Raw genomic sequence first — 19,112 nt, 5'->3', positions numbered from 1 at the left:
CGCGCTGACCGAGCTGATGGACGACCCCGACTGCGATCCCCGGGCGCTCGCGGCCACCTACCGCCGCTTCGACCTCGTGAACCGGCTCGTCTCGGCGTGGGGCCACGTCTACCGCTCGCGCGTGCGTCCCGAGCTGCGCGTGCTCGGCCGCCCCGCGCGCATCCTCGACCTGGGGTGCGGCGGCGGGGACGTGCTCGTGCGGCTGGCCGGCCTGGCCGCCCGCGACGGCTTCACGGTCGAGTGCGTCGGGGCCGATCCCGACCCGCGCGCGATCTCGGCCGCCCGCGCGCGCAGCCGCCCCGGGGTGCGCTTCGTCGCGCAGGATTCGACCGCCCTGCTCGCCGCCGGGGAGCGGTTCGACCTCGTCGTGTCGAACCACGTGCTGCACCACCTCGACGCGGAGGCCCTGCGGGGGTTCACCGCCGACTCGCTCGCCCTGTCGAGCGGCCCCGTCCTACACGCCGACATCGCCCGCGGTCGCCTCGCCTACGCCCTGTACGCCGTCGGTATCGCGCCGCTGTCAGCGGGCACGTTCCTGCGCGTCGACGGGCTCCGCTCGATCCGCCGCAGCTACCGCGCGCCCGAGCTCGCCGAGGCCCTCGGCTCACCCTGGCGCGTGGAGACCCCGGCGCCGTTCCGGGTGCTCGCCGCGGCGCGCGGGGAGGCCCGGGAATGACGGAGGTGCTCGTCGTCGGCGCCGGCCCCGTGGGACTGGCGCTGGCCGCCGACCTGCAGGGGCGCGATGTCGACGTCGCCGTCGTCGAGCGCCGCACCGAGGCCGGCGCGGGGACGCGGGCGATCGGCATCCACTCCCCCGCCCTCGCTCTGCTCGAAGCCTCGGGTGCCACCGAGGGCATCCTCGACCGCGCGGTGCGGATCGCCCGCGGCGAGGCGCGGGCCGACGGTCGCCTGCTCGCCGCGATCCGCTTCGACCGCCTGCGGGCGCGGCATCCGTACGTGGCCGCCCTCCCGCAGTCCGACACGATCGAGGTGCTGACGGCCCTCGCGCCTGCGGTGCGGCGCGGCGTGACCGTGGAATCCCTGCGACAGGACGCGGACGGCGTCCGGGTCGGGGTCGCGGGCGGCGGCGAGCTGCGCGCGAGGGTGGTCGTCGTGGCATCCGGATGGGCGGGACGCTCGCTCGTCTACCGCGCCGGGGCCGTGCGCACCCACCACTACCCCGATCGCTACGTCATGGCCGACGTCGCCGCGCCGGGTGGCCCGGTCGCGCGCGTGCACCTCGAGCGCGATGGGGTGGTCGAATCGTTCCCCCTCCCCGGCGGGCGCAGACGGCTCGTCGCCTGGGCGGGTCGCGAGGAGGTTCCGGATGCCGCGGCCTTCCTGCACGATGCCGTGGCTCGACGCACGGGGCTCGAGGTCGACACCGCGGATGCCTCGACCTTCGGCGTGCGGCGGGCGGTGGCCCCGGCCCTCCGGCGCGGCCGGGTGATCGTGGTCGGCGACGCCGCCCACGAGGTGAGCCCCATCGGTGGTCAGGGCATGAACCTCGGCCTTCTCGATGCGCTGACCCTCGCGCCGCTGCTCGCGCCGTGGGTGCGCGGCGGCGACGGCGCGGGCCTGGACCGATGGCAGCGCGACCGCCTGGCCTCGGCGCGGCACGCCGCGCGCCTGGCCTTCCTCAACACCCTGCTCGGCCGGGCCGCCGCCCCCGTCGCGCACGCGGTGCGTATCGCGGCGCTGGGCGCGGGGCTGCGCGGACCGGGCGGGGCGTTGTTCACCCGGGCGTACGCGATGCGGTTCGACCGGGCGGCACCCGGAACCTGAGCCGCCGGCGGGGAAAGACGTGCACAGCGGCGGATGCCGTGTGCGACACGCCGCGGGCGACGCCGCTGCCGCGGCGTGTCGAGGTCGGCGCCCGCCGTCGTGCACGCCCGATGGTCGGCCGGTCTCGTTCGCGATACCGACCGGTCGGGTCTCAGGCGGCCACGAGCTGGGCGGCCAGCACCAGGGCGGCGAGCATCGTGAGCTGGAACACCGCGCGCCCGGGCGGGCGCACGAACACCAGCACCACGGCGCCGACGGCGAGCGCGAGGACGGCGACGAAGAAGACGACGCCGAGGGCCGTGGCATCCGTCCCGAAGAAGACGGCGAGTGCCCCGGCGGCGATCCCCACCGCTGCGAGCACCACGGAACGGCGCGCGCCCAGTCTGTGCGGCAAGCCCCGCACCCCCGTGCGGCGGTCGTCGTCGAGATCGCGGACGACGTTGGTCAGGTGAACGGCGGCGCCGAGGGCCGCCCCCGCCAGCGACGCCCACCACGCCGCGAGGGTCGGCGGCGAGAGCGACAGGGTCGCGAACGAGGGGAAGAGTCCGAAGCTGAGCACGAAGGGCGCGATCGAGACGGGCGTCGACTTGAGCCCCGCGTTGTAGGCCCAGGCCGAGGCGAGAGCGACGGCGTGGGCGGCGACCAGGCCCGGTCCGAGCGGCAGCGAGAGCACGACGGCGAGGATCGCGGATGCCACGGCCACCGCAAGGGCGCGCTCCGGCGTGACCGCTCCCCCGGCGATGGGCTTGTCGGTGCGGCCGACCGCGGCGTCGCGGGCACCGTCGATCGCGTCGTTCGAGAGACCCACCGAGACCTGACCGGCGAACACCGCGACCACGAGCACCGCGAGGCGCCACGGTTCGACGCCCGCCGCGATGCCGAGCGCGAGCGAGAGGACGGTGACCACGAGGGTGGGGCCCGGGTGGGTGGCGCCCCAGAGCGCGCTCACGAGGGGCGGCCTCGCCGCGGCATCCGTCACCCTCCGACGCTACCGCGGCCGGGGTCGGGGCGCTTCAGTGCGCACCGGTGGCATGGGCCTCGGCGACGAGCCGGCCGATGCCGTCCGTCCACGCGTCGCCGTGGCCGGGAAGGACGGTGTGTGCGCACGTCATCGTGAGCCGGCCGAGGGCGGCGAGCGCGGCACCGCTGTCAGCGGTGGCCGCGCGGGCGACGATCTGGGCGCCGGGTCGGCCGGTGTAGGGATCGAAGGTGACGACCGCGTCGCCGGTGAAAAGCAGGTCGCGGTCGGGCAGGTGATCATCGAGACGCCGTCGGCGACCTCGCGGATGCCGTCGGGGGTGCGTCCGAGCCCGCCCCGGTGTGCGCCTGTCATGTCGGCCACCCTGGGCGCGGTCGCCGGGATTCGTGAACGGGGTTGTGGGGGCGCGCCGGCGCTCTTATCCGCGCGACCCGCGTCAACCCCCTCGGGTCGGCCACGGCACGCACCTACCGTCGGCGAGCGGGCGCGGCCGGGTCGCGGCGCCCCGCGGAGAGGGAAGAATGCGCGAGGTCGTCGTCGTCACCGGGGGTTCGAGAGGCATCGGCCGGGCGGCCGCTCTGCGGTTCGCGCGCGCGGGCACCGCCCTGGTCCTCGTGGCGCGCGATGCGGTCGCCCTCGCGTCGGCCGCCGAGGAGTGCCGACGGCGCGGTGCCGAGGTGCTCACGCTCCCGATCGATCTCGCCACCCCCGACGGGCCGGATCGCGCGGTCGACGCCGCGATCGCCGCATACGGACGGATCGACGTGTGGGTCGCCTCCGCCTCGGTGTTCTCGTACGGCTCGGTCGAGGACACCCCCGACGAGGTGCGCGACCGCGTCATCGAGACGAACCTCACCGGGCACATGCGCGCCGCCCGCGCCCTCGTCCCGCATTTCCGCGCGGCGGGTCGGGGCACGATCGTCTTCGTCGGCTCGCTGTACTCGCAGGTCGCCGGCCCCTACGTCTCGTCCTACGTCGCGGCCAAGCACGGCCTGCTCGGGTTCACGCGGGCGCTGAGGCAGGAGATGCTCGCGCACCGCGGCATCCGGGTGAGAATCGTCCTTCCGGCGAGCATCGACACGCCCATCTATCAGCGCGCGGCGAACTACACCGGGCGCACCGCCTTCCCCCTGCCCCCGGTGGTCTCGGCCGACCGCGTGGCACGGGCGATCGTGCGGGTCGCGCGAGGGCCGCGGCACGAGGTGGGTGTGGGCGCCGCGCAGTTCGTGACCCGGCCGCTGCAGTTCCTCGCTCCGCGCGTGTACGACCGCTTCATCCGCGCCCTGCAGCACGCCCTGGGGCTACGCCGCCGCCCCGCCGCGCCCACGTCGGGAGCGGTGCTCGCGGCGCAGCACGACCCCGGCGCGGTGAGCGGGGGCTGGTCGCGCATTCCGCTGCGTCGCCCACGCTGAGGGCACAGAGAAGGACCCCGGATGCCGCGGCATCCGGGGTCCCGTGGACAGGTTCAGGCTGCTGTCTCGAAGCCTTCGCGCTGGGTGTTCTCGTCGGCGACGCGGACGCCCCAGCGGTAGGCGAGCTTGCCGCCGAGCCACCCCGAGACGCTCAGGCCCGCCGCGGCGATCGCGCTGAGGAGGAAGGCCACCGCCCTGGCACCGCGGCATCCGCCCCGCTCATTCCTTGTGCAGCGCGTCCTGCGCGCGCCCCGCGAGCTTCTCGACGGTGTTCGGCAGCTCGGTGGTGCCGTAGAAACGCACGTCGGGCTTGGTGGGCGGGGGCATCGGCACGCCGGCGGGCGGCTCGGGCAGATAGGTGAATTCGCCCTTGCCGTCGGGGGTCGGGCCCGAGGCCCAGGTGCCGTCGCCGGCCTGCGCGCCGTCGCTGAAGTTGATGTACTGGTACGCCACGTCGCGGTCCTCCTTGTCGAGGGGGAAGTTGCTGGGCACGGGGAGCTTCTCGTAGCCCTCGGCCTGCAGCTCGGCGGCGGCCGCGGCCCACTGGTTCTGATGCATCGTGTCGCGGGCGAGCAGGAAGGCGAGCAGATCCTTCACGCCGTGGTCGTCGGTCTGGTGGTACAGCCGCGCGACCTGCACACGCCCCTGCATCTCGGCGTTCGCGTTGGCGGTGAAGTCGGCGAGCAGGTTGCCGCTCGCGGTGATGAAGCTGCCCTGCCAGGGGTTGCCGTTGGAGTCGACGGGACGCGCGCCGGCGCCGGCGACGATCCCGTGCTGGATGTCGGTGCCGCCGATCACGGCCGCCACGGTCGGGTCGTTCTGCACGGCCTCTTCGGTGATGCCGAGGGGCGACTTCTCGAGCAGCTGGGCGATCATGATCGCGAGCATCTCGACGTGGCCCATCTCCTCCGCGCCGATGCCGAAGACCAGGTCGCGGTACTTGCCGGGCATGTGCATGTTCCAGGCTTGGAACTGGTACTGCATCGCGACCGAGATCTCTCCGTACTGGCCGCCGAGCACCTCCTGCAGCTTGCGGGCGTAGACCGCGTCGGGCTTCTCGGGGGTGGCGGAGTGCTGAAGCTCTTGCCGGTGGAAGTACATCGTCTCTCCTCACCGCGCCGGGGGGAGGGTCGGGTGACCGGTGTGGCGCGTGCTAGCTACCAAACGTCGCGTCCCGCGCTTCGCGCGCGGGGGTTGTGGGCGGCCGGATCGTGCGCCACAATCGCGCGCCCGGGGTCTTGGCACTCTCGAGGGTCGAGTGCTAATCTGGTCGCAGTTGAGTCGAGTGGACTCAACTCCACAGAACATCCGGGATGCCAGATCCCGGCCGATCGAAAAGGAGAACGACCATGGCCACCTACGACCCCTTCCGCGACCTCGACCGCCTCACGTCGACGCTCCTCGACGCCCGCCGCGGCGGTGGTCCGCGCCGGATGCCGATGGACCTCTACCGCGACGGCGACCACTACGTCCTGGCCGCTGACCTCCCCGGTGTCGACCCCGGCTCGGTCGACATCGACGTCGACGGCCAGCTGCTCACGATCCGCGCCGAGCGCACGCTCAGCTCGGGCGAGGGCGTCAAGTGGATCACCCGCGAGCGCGAGACCGCCTCGTTCGTCCGCCAGCTCAACCTCGGTCAGGGCATCGACACCGACGGCATCAGCGCGGCGTACCGCAACGGGGTGCTGAGCGTGATGATCCCGGTCAGCGAGAAGGCGAAGCCGCGCCGCATCGCCGTCTCGACCGACGACGGCGACGGCGTCATCGAGGCGCACGAGAGCACGCCGCAGCCGATCGAGCAGTAAGGCGCGAGCGGACGAGGGGCGGCCCGGGGCGGGGCGCCCCTCGTCGTCGGCGGGAGGGTTGTCAAGGGGCTCGGCTTTCGCCGCGCGGGCCGCACAGTGCCGAGCGTGTCCCCCACCCTGTCTTCCCCCGCGCCACCCGCCCTCGACGACATCGACGTCGCCGCGCTGCCGTTCACCCCGCGCGGTCCCGTCAGCGCCGCGGTGCTCGCGCACCTGGTCGACGGCACCGCCACGGGACACACCGCGCTGGCTGATGCGGCGGTCCTGGCATCCCCTGACATCGAACGCGACGACGACCTGCAGCTCGCCCTGTTCGCCCTATACGCCTCGGCCTACGGCGCCTTCCCCGCGTTCCGCGCCGACCTCGAGTGGGATCCCACCCTCATCGCCACCCGCCGGGTGATCGAGACGGCGTTCGAGCGGTCGCTGCGTCGCTCGGTCGCGGTGCCGGAACTCCCCTCCCCCACCGCGGATGCCGTATCGCGCGCGCTCTTCGCCCTCACCGGCGCCGACGCGGGCCCGAGCCTCTCGCGCCACCTCGCGCGCAAGGCCACGCTCGACCAGGCGCACGAGTTCCTCGTGCAGCGGACCATCTACACGCTGCGCGAGGCTGACCCGCACTCGTGGGCCATCCCGCGCCTGACCGGGCGCCCGAAGGCGGCGCTCGTGGAGATCCAGTCCGACGAGTACGGCGGCGGGCGTCCCGACCGCGTGCACGCGACGCTCTTCGCCCGGGCCGTGCGTGCTGCCGGGCTCAGCGACGCCTACGGCGCGTACCTCGACGACGTGCCGGCCGTCACCCTCGCCTCGCACAACACGATGTCGATGTTCGGCCTGAACCGGCGCCTGCTCGGCGCGATCGTGGGGCACCTGGCAGCGTTCGAGATGACCTCGTCGATCCCGAACCGCCTCTACGCCGAGGGGCTGCGCCGCCTGGGCTTCGGAGACGACGTGTGCGCGTACTTCGACGAACACGTCGAGGCCGACGCCGTCCACGAGCAGATCGCCGGCCGCGACCTCGCCGGAGCCCTCGCGGAAGACCACCCCGAGCTGCGCCGCACGGTCGCGCTGTGCCGCTGCGGCCTGTCGACGATCAAGCCCTACTGCGACGGCACCCACAAGGCCGCCGGCTTCCGTACCGACGAGTGATGGCGCTCACCGTCGCGCGCCGTCGGGGCGCGCGAGAGAGCGCGCGGCCTGCGCAGCACGGTGCCCCGGGCACCGCGAACGGACCCGGGGCACCGACGCGCGGCACCCCGCGGGGCGCCGACGCGCGTCAGAGGTCCTCGGGGGCGAGGTCGCCCTGGCCCTCTTCGCCGAGCTCGACGACCCCGGGATCCTCGCCCTGCGAGTCGGTGCCCGTGGACTCGGGGTGGATGTCCTCGAGCGGGATGTCGCTGTCGTCGGCGGGGATCTCCGCCGGGTCGGCGCCCGTCGCGGTCGCCGGGTTGATGTCGTCGGGGTCGGCGCCCTCGTCGAGGGCCGTCGTGGCATCCCACTCCGCCTGCGCGGGGTCGAGCGTCGGGTCGGGCTCGATGGAGGTGTCACCGTCGCGCAGGGGCTGCACGCCCGCAACGGCCACGTCGGCGGGGGTCGGGTCGATCGAAGCGTCGCTCATGGGGGGTCCTTTCGTGGGACGCACGTCACCGCCGGGATCAGCGGTCCCCTCATCCAACGGGGCGCGCCGCCCGCGGCCCCGCCCCTTGACACGCACGTCCCCGCCTTCGTACGGGGAAGACACGGGATGCCGCCCCTCGCCGCGGCGGAAGGAACACCATGGCTGACAGGCTGACGGTCCGCTCGCACGGAATCGACGACGTCGAGCGCGTCTGGCAGCGCTTCGTGCCGAGCGCACGACTGGAGCGTGTGGACCCGCAGCGGGTGTCGTTCTCGTGGAACTCCGTCGAACTCCCCGGGTTCTCGGTCGTGGCCTACGAGCTGGCTGCCTCGGTCCACTCGTCCGTCCGCATGGACGAGCAGATCATGGCGTGCCGGATGATCGGCGATGACATCCGCGTCGAGGCGGAGGGGCGCTCGCTCGATCCACGCCGCCCGTGGCTGGCGGCCGACGGAGGCGCGGAAGCGCACTGGACCGGAGCCGCCCGCGTGCGCGCTCTCGTGTTCGATCGCAGCGATGCCGAGCGCCTCGCCCGCATCGTCTCGGGCGACGACCGCCTCGTCTTGCGGCGCCTGGACTCGGCCGCACGCGACCGCGCCGCCGCCACGCAGTGGGAGCGCAGCTTCGCTCACGTCTCCGCCTCGCTCGAGGCCACGCACGACGACCCGATCCTCTCGGCCGAGCTGCAACGTCACGCGCTCCTGACGACCCTGTCGACGTTCCACACCCCGTACGTCGACGCCCTGCAACGCGCGCACCAGCGCAGGGCCGCCCCGCGCACCGTGCGCCGCGCGATCGCCCACATCGAGGCGCACGCGCAGGAACCCCTCACGCTCGAGGACATCGCCGTGGCATCCGGGATCTCCTCCCGCGGGCTCCAGCACGCGTTCCGCCGCGCGCTCGACACGACGCCGATGGAGTACCTGCGCCTGGTCCGCGTGGTCGGCGCGCACGAGGAGTTGCGCGCGGGCGTCCCGGTGTCGGTCGCCGAGGTGGCCCGGCGGTGGGGCTTCTCGAGCGCCTCGCGCTTCGCGCGCTACCACCGCGAGCACTACGGGCAGAACCCCGCGCAGGTCGCGCGCATGTTCTGACGCCGTAACGCCTTCGGTCTCGTCGTTGCGCGCGGAGTGCCGGGCCGTGCCCGATGGCACACAGCGAATGCACAGTGAAGAGCGGAGCGGGCAGGGCGCCCGCGGGAGGAACACGTGGGCAAGTTCATCTACGAGGGCGGCGTTCGCAACGAGTTCGAGGACCGCCTCCTCGCGCACCTGCAGGTCGTCGTCGGAAACAAGCTGCGTCGCGGCGAGCCGTTCTACTTCGTCTGGAAGGACGACATCAGCACGGGAGGCGGTCGCACCTCGGTGTGGTTGCACCCGCGCGCGAACCTCGTCTTCAAATTCAACGGGGGCCGTCCCCCCGCCCTGAACCGCGCGTGGCTCGAAGCCCTCATGTCGACGGCGAACTCCCCCACCGGCCTCTACGTCGTTCCCGAGCCGGCCGAGGAGGCCGCCCCGCCCGAGTCGTACGCCTGACGCGTCGGGCACGTAACCGGCGGGTGTCAAGGCGCTGGCGTCGGCCCGCGCCGCCACGCACCGTAGGGGAGACGAGAGGATCCCCATGACCGACTCCCCCCGCATCGTCGTGATCGGCGGCGGTAACGCCGGCCTGTCCGTCGCCGGGCGGCTGCATCGCGCCCGACTGGGCGAGATCACCGTGATCGAACCGCGCGAGACGCACGTCTTCGCGCCCCTGCAATCGCACATCGCGGGGGGCGCGGCCCGGGCGTCCGAAGCCGCGCGCCGGCAGGCCGACGTCATCCCACCGGGCGTGCGGTGGCTGCGCGACGAGGCGTTCACGGTGGATGCCGACGCCCGCCGCGTGCACCTCGTCTCGGGCGGGCGGATCGACTACGACCAGCTGGTGGTCTGTGCCGGCATGCGCATGGCATGGGAGCAGATCCCGGGTCTGCCCGAGGCGATGGCCGCACCGACCGGCATCTCGAACTACGACTACGACCTCGCCGCGAAGGCGTCGCCGGTCCTGCGCGATCTGCGCTCCGGCACGGTGGTCTTCACCCAGCCGCCGGAGCCCGCCTCGTGCGGGGCGGCCGCCCAGAAGCCGATGTACCTCGCGTGCGACTGGTGGCGGGCGATCGGTGTGCGCGACGAGATCCGGGTCGTGTTCGTGTGCCCGGATCCCGTGCCCTTCGGCATCCCCGCGATCGACGACGAATTGCGCCGCAAGATCGACGAGTACGGCATCGAGGTGCGCTACAGCCGGGACCTCAGACGAGTGGATGCCGACTCCCGCGCGCTCGTCATCGGCCGGGGCGACGCCGAGGAGACGTTGGCGTACGACGTGCTGCACGCCGTGCCCCCGCAGCGGGCGCCGGAGTGGATCGCGGGCAGCGGGCTCGCGGCATCCGACGATCCGCACGGCTTCGTCGACGTCGATCCCGAAACCTTCCAGCACACCCGCCACCCCGAGGTCTGGGCGGTGGGAGATGCCGCCACCGTCGCGACGCGGCGCTCGGGCGGGGCGATCCGACAGCAGGCGAAAGTACTGGTGAAGAACATGAGGGCGGCGATGGCGGGCCGTGCGCCCTCGGCGAAGTACAACGGCTACAGCGTCGTCCCGTTCACCGTCTCGCGCGGCACCGTCGTGTTCGCCGAATTCGACCGGCGGGGCCGGCTGCAGCCGACCGTCCCGTTCTGGCGGTCGCTGTATCGCGAGCGCCGCCTGTCGTGGATCGCGGATCGCCGCGTACTGCCCTGGGTGTACTGGCACCTGATCCTGCGCGGACGGGCGTGACGCGAGCCCCCCGCGTATAGGGCACGAACGCCGATCCCTCAACCCCGGGGGCGGGTGGGAGGTGTCGGACGAAGACTGGGGACAGCCCCGGAAGCCACACGAGAAGAGGACACCATGGCACAGGTCATCGAAACCGTCGACGTCAACGTTCCCGTGCGCGTCGCGTACAACCAGTGGACGCAGTTCGAGGAGTTCCCGCACTTCATGAGCTTCGTGGAGTCGATCACGCAGAAGAGCGAGACCCTCACGCACTGGAAGGTCAAGATCGCCGGAGCCGAGCGCGAGTTCGACGCCGAGATCACCGAGCAGCACCCCGATGAGCGCGTCGCCTGGAACAGCGTGGGCGGCGACGAGAACCACGCCGGCGTCGTCACCTTCCACCGCCTCTCCGATGACGAGACGCGCGTGACGGTCCAGATCGACTGGGCGCCCACCGGCGTCCTCGAGAAGCTCGGTGCCGCCTTCGGCGCCGACGACCACTCGGTCAAGAAGGACCTCGAGAACTTCAAGGAGTACATCGAGTCGCGCGGTGCCGAGTCCGGCGCGTGGCGCGGCGACGTCAGTTGACGTCCTCCCGATGACGAAAGCCGGGCCCGTCCGTGATGGACGGGCCCGGCTTTCGTCATACGCGGGTCACCACTGCGGGTGGATCTCGGCGCGCAGGCGCCGGTCGTACACGTCGCGCACCAGCGCGTCGAAGGCGTCGAGGTCGAAGCCTCCCCCGAGCAGCTCCGCCGCCTGCGCGTTGGCCGTCGCCTGCTCGACCGAGCGTGCGCCCGGAATGACCGAGGTGATGCCCTCGCGCGAGGCGATCCACGCGAGGGTGGCAGCCGGAAGCGACACGCCCTCGGGCAGCGAGGCCTTGAGCTCGTCGGCCGCGGCCACGCCCTCGTCGAAGGGCACGCCCGAGAACGTCTCGCCCTTGTCGAAGGCCTCTCCGTTGCGGTTGTACGTGCGGTGGTCGTTCTCTTCGAACGTCGTGGCACGGGTGTACGTGCCCGAGAGCAGGCCGCTGGCCAGCGGCACACGGGCGAAGACCGCGACGTTCTTCTCGGCCGCGAGCGGCAGCACCTCGTCGAGGGGCTTCAGGCGGAACGGGTTGAAGATGATCTGCAGGTTCGTCAGGTTCGGGCGTCGCAGCGCCGACAGGGCCTGATCCATCGTCTCGACCGAGGCGCCGTACGCCGCGATTACGCCCTCCGAGACCAACTGGTCGAGGGCGTCCCACGTCGCGTCGTCGTCGATGACGGCCGACGGCGGGCAGTGCAGCTGGACGAGGTCGAGCGTCTCGGTGTCGAGCAGACGCCGCGAGCGGTCGAGCCAGCCGCGGAAGTTCTCCATGACGTAGTTCTCGGGCACCTGGTCTTCGCGGCGGCCCATCTTGGTCGCCACGGTGATGTCGTCGGCATCCCGACCCTTCAGGAATCGCCCGATGATCTGCTCCGACCGGCCGTCGCCGTAGACGTCGGCGGTGTCGAAGAGCGTGACGCCGGCGTCGGCCGACGCCGTCAGCACGGCACGGGCGTCGTCTTCGCTGACGTCTCCCCAGTCGGCACCGAGCTGCCAGGTGCCGAGGCCGATCGCCGAGACCTCGCGGCCGGTACGGGAGAGAGGGCGCTGCTGCATTGCGGTTTCCTTTCGAAGCGTGGTTCGAGCCTAGCCAGCGCTTCCGACATCGCGGGCCGCGTCAACCCCGTCCGACAGAGGTCGGCTCGCGCCTAGCGTGGCGGCACACCCACGGAAGGAACACCATGGACACCCCCGCCGACCGGCTCCCCGGAGCCGACGAAGAGAACCTCGTCCCCGAATCCGACGGCGCGGCCGCGGAGGTACCCGCCGGTGCCGCCGGAGCCGACTCCGGCGCCGTGGGCACCGCCCGCGTCGACCCCGACGACGAGGCCCGCATCCAGGGCATCTCGAGCCAGAACGACCTCCCCGGTGTCGGCACGCGTGCCGCCGACGGGCTGACCGAGCGCGGAACCGACGACGCCCGGGGCGAGAACGGATCGACCTCGCGTCACACCGAGGACACCGGTCGCCCCGAGCACGCGTCGCACGACGACGCGCAGGACGAGGCCGTCCGCACCCCCGCGTCGCCGCCGCGATCCGATGACGGCGGAGAACCGCACGTCGGCGGCGACGACCCCATCGCCGCGTTCCAGCCGGGCGTCGGCCGCGACTCGGCGGCCTCGAGCAAGGTCGCGCAGAGCCTGCCCGACCCCGACGACGCCTGAGGCGACCGACCCGACGACCCGCGCACCACGGGGCTCCTCCCCCGGGTGCGCGGGTCGTCGTCTCAGTGGGCGAGCCGCAGGGCGTCCTCGGCCAGGTGGAAGAAATCTCTCGTCGCGCCGGCGACCGCCTGAGCGTCGTCATCCGCCAGCAGCCACACGACCGTCGCCTCGCCCGCGTCGTCGCGCACGAACCAGCTGCCCGTCAGCACCCCGAGGCTCGACCCGCCCTTGAACGCGGCGTACGGCCACGTCCCGACGTCGAGGCCCTGACCGGGATTCTCGCTCAGGATGCCGAGCACCTCGGCGTCCTGCGTCTGCTGCAGCGCGCGGTGCACGGCGGCGATGTCGTTCGCGCTGGCGAACCAGTCGAACCCGTCACGCCACACGGGCGTGGTGACGTCGGCCACCTCGACGGCGAGGGGAGCCGCATCGATCCGGTCGAGCAGGGCGCGCTTGCCGGTGTCGTCAGCCGCGGCCCACTCCGTCCGAAGCGACGCATCGCCCCACCCGAGGGTGAACAGCTCCTTCGTCGAGAGGAACGGCGAGAGCACCGACGGATCGCTGTGACCCGAGCGCGCCACCGCCGCTTCGACGCGTTCACGGCCCAGGCGCGTGATGAGCAGGTCGGTGGCGGTGTTGTCGCTGATGCGGATCATGGCCGAAGCCGCATCCCGCACCGAGACCTCGGTGCCGGTGGGCGCGGCCTGCAGCTCGCCGGAGGGAAGGCTCCGATCCGTGTCGCCGAGCACGAGGGTCTCGTCCCACGACAGGTCGCCCGCGGCCACGGCATCCGCCACCGCGAGAAGCACGTAGAGCTTGAATGCCGAGGCGAGCGGGGCCGATCGGTCCGGGTCGACGGCGAGGGCCACGTCGTCGCCGCGGAGCACGAGGGCACTGACCTCGCCCGGGAGCTCGGCGAGACGCCGCTCGACCTCGTCGAGAGAGGTCGAGGGCGTCCACGGTTCCGCCACCGGCCCGAAGACCAGTCCGGTGATCCGACTCGACGCGTCGATCGTGAGCGAGAGGTCGAACGGGTCGCCGAGTGCGCCCGCGAGCGTCGCCACGGCCTGGGTCTCGGTGCCCCGGTAGGCGGTGACGGTGAACGGCGCCGCCGGTCGCAGCTGGCGGTTGACGATCTCGGCGACCTGCTCCGCGGGAACCTGCGCCACGAAACTCTCGTGCAGCACGCGCGCCCATTCCCCCGCCGTGGTGTCGGCCTCGCCCTCCAGCTTGTCGATGATCCACGCCACGCGCTCTCCGACGGGTGTCTTCGGAATGTCGACGGATGCCGCGGGAGTCGCGGGCGTGTCCGGCGCGGCGCTCGTGCAGGCGGCGAGCGCCGCGACGGCGGCGAGGGTCAGGGCGGAGGCGAGGCGGCGGGCGAGGCTCACGGGGACGTCCTTTCGGGGGAATCCCCACGCTACGCACGCCGCCCCGGGCTCACCTCCCTCGCGAGGGGGATCCCTGCACCCGCCGCGCCCTCCACCCGAGAAGCGCGTCGATCACGACGAACGCCGCGAGGGTGTACCCGACCAGCGGCAGCACCAGCCCGATCGCGACCGCCGCGACCAGCACCGCCGCGGTCCCCCACCACGGGGCGTGGCGCAGCACGCCGCGGGCCGGTGCGCCCGTCTGCGCGGTGGGCCGTCGCTTCCACCACATCGCGTAGCCGAGCACGACGAGGGTCGCGATGCCGATCGCGAGCGCGAAGAGCACGAGCTGGTTCGCGAGACCGAACATCGTGCCCATGTGCAGGTCGACCCCCCAGCGCGACAGCTTCGCCAGCAGCGGGTAGTCGGCGAAGTCGACCCGGTCGGTCACCTGCAGCGTGGAGCCGTCGATCGCCACGGCGTCCACCTCGGTCGGGAAGCTGCGATGGATCTCCTGCACGACCCACGCCTTCCCCTCCGACGCGGGAGGGCGGATCTCGAGGTCGCCCGAGTTCACGTTCACCTCGCGCGCCGCGGTCCACACGGCGTCGAAGGTCGCCGGATCCGCGGACGGCGCGCCCGTCGCGTGATCGCCGCCGTGATGCGCGTGATCGCCGGCGGTGGCGGTGCCGTCGAGTGTGGTCGTGAGCGCGGGGGTCCCCTCGCCCACGAGGGTGCGCAGATCCGACACGTTCGCGCCGGCATAGGCCGACCAGGTGATTCCCGTCGCCGACAGGAACAGCGCCCCGACCACCACCCAGATCCCCACGGCCGAATGCCATCCCGACAGTCGCCGGTAGCCGGTGTGCCCTCGGTTCGGTCGCAGCAGGTCGCGGCGTCCTCGGCGGCTGCGCACGAACCGGCTGATCCACAGGCCCAGTCCCGCCAGCGCGACGATTCCCAGCCAGGATGCCGCGAGCTCGCTGTACCAGCGCCCGATCTCACCCAGATGGAGCGAGCGGTGCAGGTCGCTGATCCAGTGCCGCAGCGGCAGGGCGCCGCTCGTGCCGTAGGCGGGGAGGTCGCCGCGGATCTCGGTGGTGGCGGGATCGACGAAGATCGCGCGGGTCGTGCTCTCGGGCAGGGTCTCGTCGGCGAACATCACGCGGGTGGTGCCACCACCGGTGGGTGCCGGGCGCACCGCGACGGGGGTGGCCCCGCCGCCGACGTACTCCTCGGCCGCCGCGATCTGTTCGGCGAGCGGCACCGCCGGCGCGTTCGAGGCGGCCGTGAGCTCGTGCGCGTACAGGGTGCTCTCGAGCGTCGGGGTGATCGCGTAGAGGGCTCCGCTGAGGGCGGCGATCAGGATGAACGGCCCCACCAGCAGGCCCGCGAAGAAGTGCAGGCGCCGCAGCAGGGCGGTGAACCACCCGCGCGACGGGGCCTGCGCAGCGGAAGAGGGGGCGGATGCCGCGACCTCGGGGCCGGATCCGACGGCGGTCACGCGCGGGCTCCGGTCGGGATCGGGGACGGTGGAAGGCAAGGGAGAAGCGACATGGGTATCTCTTTCCGAGCGCGGAGCGCGCTCGAGAGGGACGCCGCGCGCGGCGGACGTCGTCGCCCGGGGTCGTCGAGGAGAACGGCCCGGGCCGGAAGGGTGGGGCGCGCGCGAGGACGCGTCGATGGTTGCGCCGGCGGACGGTGGATCACGGCACGGCGCTCGACCGCTCCGGGGTCACGAAAGACGGTGGAGCGGGACTCAGGATGCCGCGAGCGGAGGGCCGCGCCGGTGCGCGGACGAGACCACGAGGGCCGAGGTGGGGCGCACGGCGGCGACGACGACGGGCGCGCTGCGCCGCGCGGGCGGTGCGGTGGGCAGCGCCAGCGCGACGCGCACGCGCGCCCGGAGCCACTCGACGCTCCGCTCCGCGAGGACGCCGAGAGCGGCGAGGGTGCGCTCGCCCCGGTGCAGGGCGACAGTGGTCGCGACGGCGGCGACGGCGTGGCCCAGCCACATCGCGGCATCCGGGGTCACCGCCGGAAGGGACCCCCCGGCCGATCCCGGCAGGGTCGAGCCGTGGACGTGCACGGCGGCGGACAGGTCGTAGCTGCCGAGTACGAACAGCGTGTGGAACAGCACCTGGCTGACCGCGACGGCCACGGCGAGGCGCCCCGTCGAGAGTCGGCGGCCGGCCAGCGCCGTGCACACGACGAACGACAGCGCGAGCGGGACCGCGACACCGAACAGGCCCGGGACCTCTCCCCCGCCGCTGACGTGCGAGAGCAGGGCGACGAAGGTCGCGACGGATGCGGCGGCGCTCCCGCGCACGACGCGCGTCGCCCTCGCCTGTCGTCGCATGGACTCATTGTGTCAGGCGAGCGGCCGCGCGGCGCGCGGGTGGACGGTCACCGCCGAGACCGACCCCCCCTAGGCTGAACCCATCTGACCAGGAGGATGCCGTGACCCCACCCCGTGTCGTGATCGCCGGCGCGAGCGGCTTCGTCGGCCGTGCCCTCACGAGCGCCTTCCGCGCCGACGGCTACGAGGTCGCCACCGTCGGACGCTCCGGGGACGCGGTCTGGGGCGACGCCCCGGCGATCGCCCGGCTGGTCGATGGCGCAGACGTGCTGATCAACCTCGCCGGCAAAATCGTGTCATGCCGGTACACCGACGCGAACCGCGACGAGATCCTGCGCTCCCGGGTCGATACCACCCGCGAGCTGCACGACGCCGTCGCCGGGGCGCAGCACCCTCCCCGCGTCTGGATGAACGCCTCGACGGCCACCGTCTACCGGCACGAGACCGAGCGCGGCAACGACGAGATCGACGGCGTGACGGGCGAGGGATTCTCGGTCGATGTGGCAAACAGCTGGGAGCGCGCATTCTTCGCCGGTGACCTCCCCGACACGCGCCGCGTGGCGCTGCGCATGGCCATCGTGCTCGGCGACGGGCCGGCGACCCGCATCCTTCTAGCCCTCGCGCGCCTCGGTCTCGGCGGGACCCAGATCGACAGCTGGTGGTTCCCGCACCGTCGCTACCGCGGCATCGGCGCCCACCCCACGGGGTCCGTCTGGTCGAGCTGGTCGCGGACCTCGGGGCGGCAGCGCTTCAGCTGGATCCACATCGACGATGTCGTGGCATCCGTCCGCTTCCTCCGCGACCGGGACGATCTCGCGGGTCCCGTCAACCTCGCGGCTCCCGTCGTCACCGACAATCGCACGCTCATGCGCGAGCTGCGTCGCGTCGCGCGCGCGCCGTTCGGTCTGCCCTCCTACCGGTGGATGCTCGACCCGGCCATGACGGTGCTGCGCAACGAGCCCGAACTGGTGCTGAAGAGTCGATGGGCGGTGCCGCGGGTCCTGACGGAGGCGGGTTTCGCGTTCCGGTACCCCGACCTCGGCCCCGCTCTCGATGCCGTCGTGGCCGTCCGGCCGGCACGAGCGCGCGATCTCTTCTCTGCCTGACGATCGACGCCCCCGCACCGACGTTCACGTCGGGCGGGGACGTACGCGCGGCGAAGCGCCAGGTGAGAGGTCAGACCTGGCGGCGGACGAAGCGCAGAATCGCCGCGATGATCCCGACGACGAGGATGATCACGCCGATCCACAGCAGGAACTTCACGGCCTCGACGAAGATGCCGAGGAACAGGAGCACGAGGCCCACGATGACGAGGATGATGGCGAGAGCGGGCATGCGACCACACTGCCCTCGCGCCGGCGCTCGCCCCATGGCCTTGACACGGCGGACGACCCGCGGCAGAACGCGTGTCAAGACCGCTCCCCGTTCGGCGTACGGGGTCTAGCGTCGAGGTCACCAACGACCCCAGGAGGCGGCAATGGCCGAGCGCGACGTCAACGGACACGACTCCGGACACGGCACCGGACCCGGTGAGGGCGAGTACACCGACGTGCAACTGCCGGACGGCACCACGGATCGCGGGAGTTCCGATCTCCCCGGCGAGTACGTCGACCGCGAGAACGCCGACGGCAGCGAATCGCGACCCCGCACCGACGAGGCCGGGGCCTACACCGACGTCGAGCAGCCTGGCGGACACGAGTCGCGCGAGAACGTCGACGACCCCGGCGAGTACACCGACCGCGATCGCTGAGCCGTCAGCGCTCGAGCGTCCGGCTCGGATCGATGCGGTACGCGGTGCGGTAGGCCTCGACGAATGCCGCGAGATCGGTGAATCCCCATCGGGCGGCGACCTCGCTGACGGTGACGCACGAGGGGTCCGCGCCCACGAGGTCGGCGTGGGCAGCGCTCAGACGCGCCGCCGACAGGTAGTCCTCGGGGTTCGTGCTGAATTGGCCGTTGGCCGCGAACGCGCGACGGAGGCCGGCGACCGAGGTGCCCACGGCACGGGCCGCGTCGTCGACCGTGACGGGGAGCGAGGCGTGATCGTCGATCCACGACGTCGCCGACGTATAGATCGACGCCTGCTCGATCGACGAGGCACGGCGCTCGCGCGGATCGCCCACCAGGGGGAACGCCTCGAGGGTCGCGGTCGCCAACGTGCGGCGTACGTGCGCGCGGACCAGGGGCTCTTCGAGCAGGGGCACCTGCGTCAGCGACCAGCGCACCGTCGCGAGCCAGTGGTCGCGCAGACGGCGCGAGACGGGACCCGTGCCGGCAAAGCGCACGACGAGGTCGTCGTCCCCGTAGATCGTGCGCGCCGTTTCGGTCAGCCAGGGCGCGTCGAAGGCGATCAGATGCAGGTCGGTGTCGTCCGGGTGACCGACGAGTTCGTGGCCCGGCTGCACCAAGCCCGGCTCGACGCTGTACTCCCCCGTCTCCGACCCGATGCGCCAGGCGTATCCGGGGGTCGAGGTGGCGACGTAGAACCGATCCGCCTCGTAGATCACCTCGGCCCGGCACTGCCAGGTCAGCCGACGTATCGAGAATGTCGCGTCGCCGACGGCGTGCTCCGCGAACGAGGCGCGATCGGCCTGCACGTCTACGTGACCGTACTGCGCCTGCAGCCAGGCCTGCGTCTCGGTGACGTCGCTCGTGCGGACGCTCGTGTCGAAGAACTCGTTCATAAGAGGCAGCGGCCATCATCGGAAAGACGCGGCGCTCATGCCCATGATAGTTAAC

At 72.7% G+C, this 19,112-nt stretch carries 22 protein-coding genes; 12 read left to right on the top strand and 10 right to left on the bottom strand.

Going from position 1 to position 19,112, the window contains the following annotated elements:
• The first annotated feature begins 16 nt into the window (after positions 1–16).
• A complete protein-coding gene (locus tag F9B98_RS13985) occupies positions 17–676 on the top strand; it encodes a methyltransferase domain-containing protein (RefSeq protein WP_150959092.1) in 660 nt (219 codons plus the stop codon).
• Positions 673–1,785: an FAD-dependent oxidoreductase gene (locus F9B98_RS13980; protein WP_150958497.1), complete on the top strand. Its 1,113-nt coding sequence runs from the start codon at positions 673–675 to the stop codon at positions 1,783–1,785. The genes F9B98_RS13985 and F9B98_RS13980 overlap by 4 nt, the downstream gene beginning before the upstream one ends.
• Positions 1,786–1,936: 151 nt before the next feature.
• On the opposite strand, the gene F9B98_RS13975 is transcribed toward F9B98_RS13980, so the two are convergent.
• Positions 1,937–2,734 (bottom strand): UbiA family prenyltransferase, encoded by a 798-nt coding sequence (locus F9B98_RS13975; protein WP_225310355.1) that lies wholly within the window; start codon positions 2,732–2,734, stop codon positions 1,937–1,939.
• Between the two features lie 551 nt (positions 2,735–3,285).
• Between F9B98_RS13975 and F9B98_RS13970 the strand changes: the two genes are divergently transcribed.
• On the top strand, positions 3,286–4,176 hold the full coding sequence (locus tag F9B98_RS13970; RefSeq protein ID WP_150958493.1) for an SDR family NAD(P)-dependent oxidoreductase: 891 nt from the start codon (positions 3,286–3,288) through the stop codon (positions 4,174–4,176).
• A 53-nt stretch (positions 4,177–4,229) separates the two neighbouring features.
• Here the strand turns inward: F9B98_RS13970 and F9B98_RS16010 are convergent, their stop codons facing one another.
• Together F9B98_RS16010 and F9B98_RS13965 are read right to left on the bottom strand one after the other, a co-directional pair.
• Entirely contained in the window at positions 4,230–4,367 is a 138-nt protein-coding gene (locus tag F9B98_RS16010) for a hypothetical protein (RefSeq protein WP_191966900.1), read from the bottom strand.
• A 28-nt stretch (positions 4,368–4,395) separates the two neighbouring features.
• Positions 4,396–5,277, bottom strand: a complete 882-nt coding sequence (locus F9B98_RS13965; RefSeq protein WP_150958491.1) for a manganese catalase family protein — start codon at positions 5,275–5,277, stop codon at positions 4,396–4,398.
• Between the two features lie 248 nt (positions 5,278–5,525).
• On the opposite strand from F9B98_RS13965, the gene F9B98_RS13960 reads away from it, so the two are divergent.
• Positions 5,526–5,981 (top strand): Hsp20/alpha crystallin family protein, encoded by a 456-nt coding sequence (locus F9B98_RS13960; RefSeq protein ID WP_150958489.1) that lies wholly within the window; start codon positions 5,526–5,528, stop codon positions 5,979–5,981.
• A 105-nt stretch (positions 5,982–6,086) separates the two neighbouring features.
• Entirely contained in the window at positions 6,087–7,130 is a 1,044-nt protein-coding gene (locus tag F9B98_RS13955; RefSeq protein WP_412177045.1) for an iron-containing redox enzyme family protein, read from the top strand.
• A 127-nt stretch (positions 7,131–7,257) separates the two neighbouring features.
• Here F9B98_RS13955 and F9B98_RS13950 read toward each other — a convergent pair whose 3' ends face one another.
• Entirely contained in the window at positions 7,258–7,599 is a 342-nt protein-coding gene (locus F9B98_RS13950; protein WP_150958487.1) for a sugar ABC transporter ATPase, read from the bottom strand.
• Between the two features lie 158 nt (positions 7,600–7,757).
• Here F9B98_RS13950 and F9B98_RS13945 point away from each other — a divergent pair, with 158 nt between their 5' ends.
• From F9B98_RS13945 to F9B98_RS13930, 4 genes are all read left to right on the top strand, one after another.
• A complete protein-coding gene (locus F9B98_RS13945; RefSeq protein WP_150958485.1) occupies positions 7,758–8,690 on the top strand; it encodes a helix-turn-helix transcriptional regulator in 933 nt (310 codons plus the stop codon).
• 114 nt (positions 8,691–8,804) lie between these two features.
• Positions 8,805–9,131, top strand: coding sequence for an ATP-dependent DNA ligase (locus F9B98_RS13940; RefSeq protein ID WP_150958483.1), 327 nt, complete (start codon positions 8,805–8,807; stop codon positions 9,129–9,131).
• Positions 9,132–9,216: 85 nt separating this feature from the next.
• Complete coding sequence (locus tag F9B98_RS13935; protein ID WP_150958481.1) at positions 9,217–10,410, top strand: NAD(P)/FAD-dependent oxidoreductase; 1,194 nt, start codon at positions 9,217–9,219, stop codon at positions 10,408–10,410.
• A 114-nt stretch (positions 10,411–10,524) separates the two neighbouring features.
• The gene (locus F9B98_RS13930) at positions 10,525–10,977 is read left to right on the top strand and encodes an SRPBCC family protein (RefSeq protein ID WP_150958479.1); all 453 of its coding nucleotides are present in this window, start codon (positions 10,525–10,527) and stop codon (positions 10,975–10,977) included.
• Between the two features lie 66 nt (positions 10,978–11,043).
• Here F9B98_RS13930 and F9B98_RS13925 read toward each other — a convergent pair whose 3' ends face one another.
• A complete protein-coding gene (locus tag F9B98_RS13925; RefSeq protein ID WP_150958477.1) occupies positions 11,044–12,036 on the bottom strand; it encodes an aldo/keto reductase in 993 nt (330 codons plus the stop codon).
• A 125-nt stretch (positions 12,037–12,161) separates the two neighbouring features.
• On the opposite strand from F9B98_RS13925, the gene F9B98_RS13920 reads away from it, so the two are divergent.
• Positions 12,162–12,644 (top strand): hypothetical protein, encoded by a 483-nt coding sequence (locus F9B98_RS13920; protein ID WP_150958475.1) that lies wholly within the window; start codon positions 12,162–12,164, stop codon positions 12,642–12,644.
• Positions 12,645–12,706: 62 nt separating this feature from the next.
• On the opposite strand, the gene F9B98_RS13915 is transcribed toward F9B98_RS13920, so the two are convergent.
• The 3 genes from F9B98_RS13915 to F9B98_RS13905 form a co-directional block, all read right to left on the bottom strand.
• Entirely contained in the window at positions 12,707–14,035 is a 1,329-nt protein-coding gene (locus F9B98_RS13915) for a Cpe/LpqF family protein (protein WP_150958473.1), read from the bottom strand.
• 49 nt (positions 14,036–14,084) lie between these two features.
• Positions 14,085–15,518, bottom strand: coding sequence for a PepSY-associated TM helix domain-containing protein (locus F9B98_RS13910; RefSeq protein ID WP_150958471.1), 1,434 nt, complete (start codon positions 15,516–15,518; stop codon positions 14,085–14,087).
• Positions 15,519–15,773: 255 nt separating this feature from the next.
• Positions 15,774–16,373, bottom strand: coding sequence for a hypothetical protein (locus tag F9B98_RS13905; RefSeq protein WP_150958469.1), 600 nt, complete (start codon positions 16,371–16,373; stop codon positions 15,774–15,776).
• A gap of 101 nt (positions 16,374–16,474) precedes the next feature.
• Here F9B98_RS13905 and F9B98_RS13900 point away from each other — a divergent pair, with 101 nt between their 5' ends.
• Positions 16,475–17,479, top strand: a complete 1,005-nt coding sequence (locus F9B98_RS13900) for an epimerase (protein ID WP_225310354.1) — start codon at positions 16,475–16,477, stop codon at positions 17,477–17,479.
• Between the two features lie 70 nt (positions 17,480–17,549).
• Here F9B98_RS13900 and F9B98_RS13895 read toward each other — a convergent pair whose 3' ends face one another.
• A complete protein-coding gene (locus tag F9B98_RS13895; protein WP_150958465.1) occupies positions 17,550–17,708 on the bottom strand; it encodes a DUF4175 domain-containing protein in 159 nt (52 codons plus the stop codon).
• Between the two features lie 142 nt (positions 17,709–17,850).
• Between F9B98_RS13895 and F9B98_RS13890 the strand changes: the two genes are divergently transcribed.
• Positions 17,851–18,123 (top strand): hypothetical protein, encoded by a 273-nt coding sequence (locus F9B98_RS13890; RefSeq protein ID WP_150958463.1) that lies wholly within the window; start codon positions 17,851–17,853, stop codon positions 18,121–18,123.
• 4 nt (positions 18,124–18,127) lie between these two features.
• Here F9B98_RS13890 and F9B98_RS13885 read toward each other — a convergent pair whose 3' ends face one another.
• Positions 18,128–19,057 carry a helix-turn-helix transcriptional regulator gene (locus F9B98_RS13885; protein WP_150958461.1) on the bottom strand — a complete coding sequence of 310 codons (930 nt, stop codon included), beginning with the start codon at positions 19,055–19,057 and terminating at the stop codon, positions 18,128–18,130.
• Positions 19,058–19,112 lie beyond the last annotated feature (55 nt).

The organism is Microbacterium testaceum StLB037, from assembly GCF_008763945.1.
Taxonomy (GTDB): domain Bacteria; phylum Actinomycetota; class Actinomycetes; order Actinomycetales; family Microbacteriaceae; genus Microbacterium; species Microbacterium testaceum_G.
The sequence above is the reverse complement of the archived record's forward strand: the minus strand, read 5'-3'. Positions and strand labels throughout refer to the sequence as shown.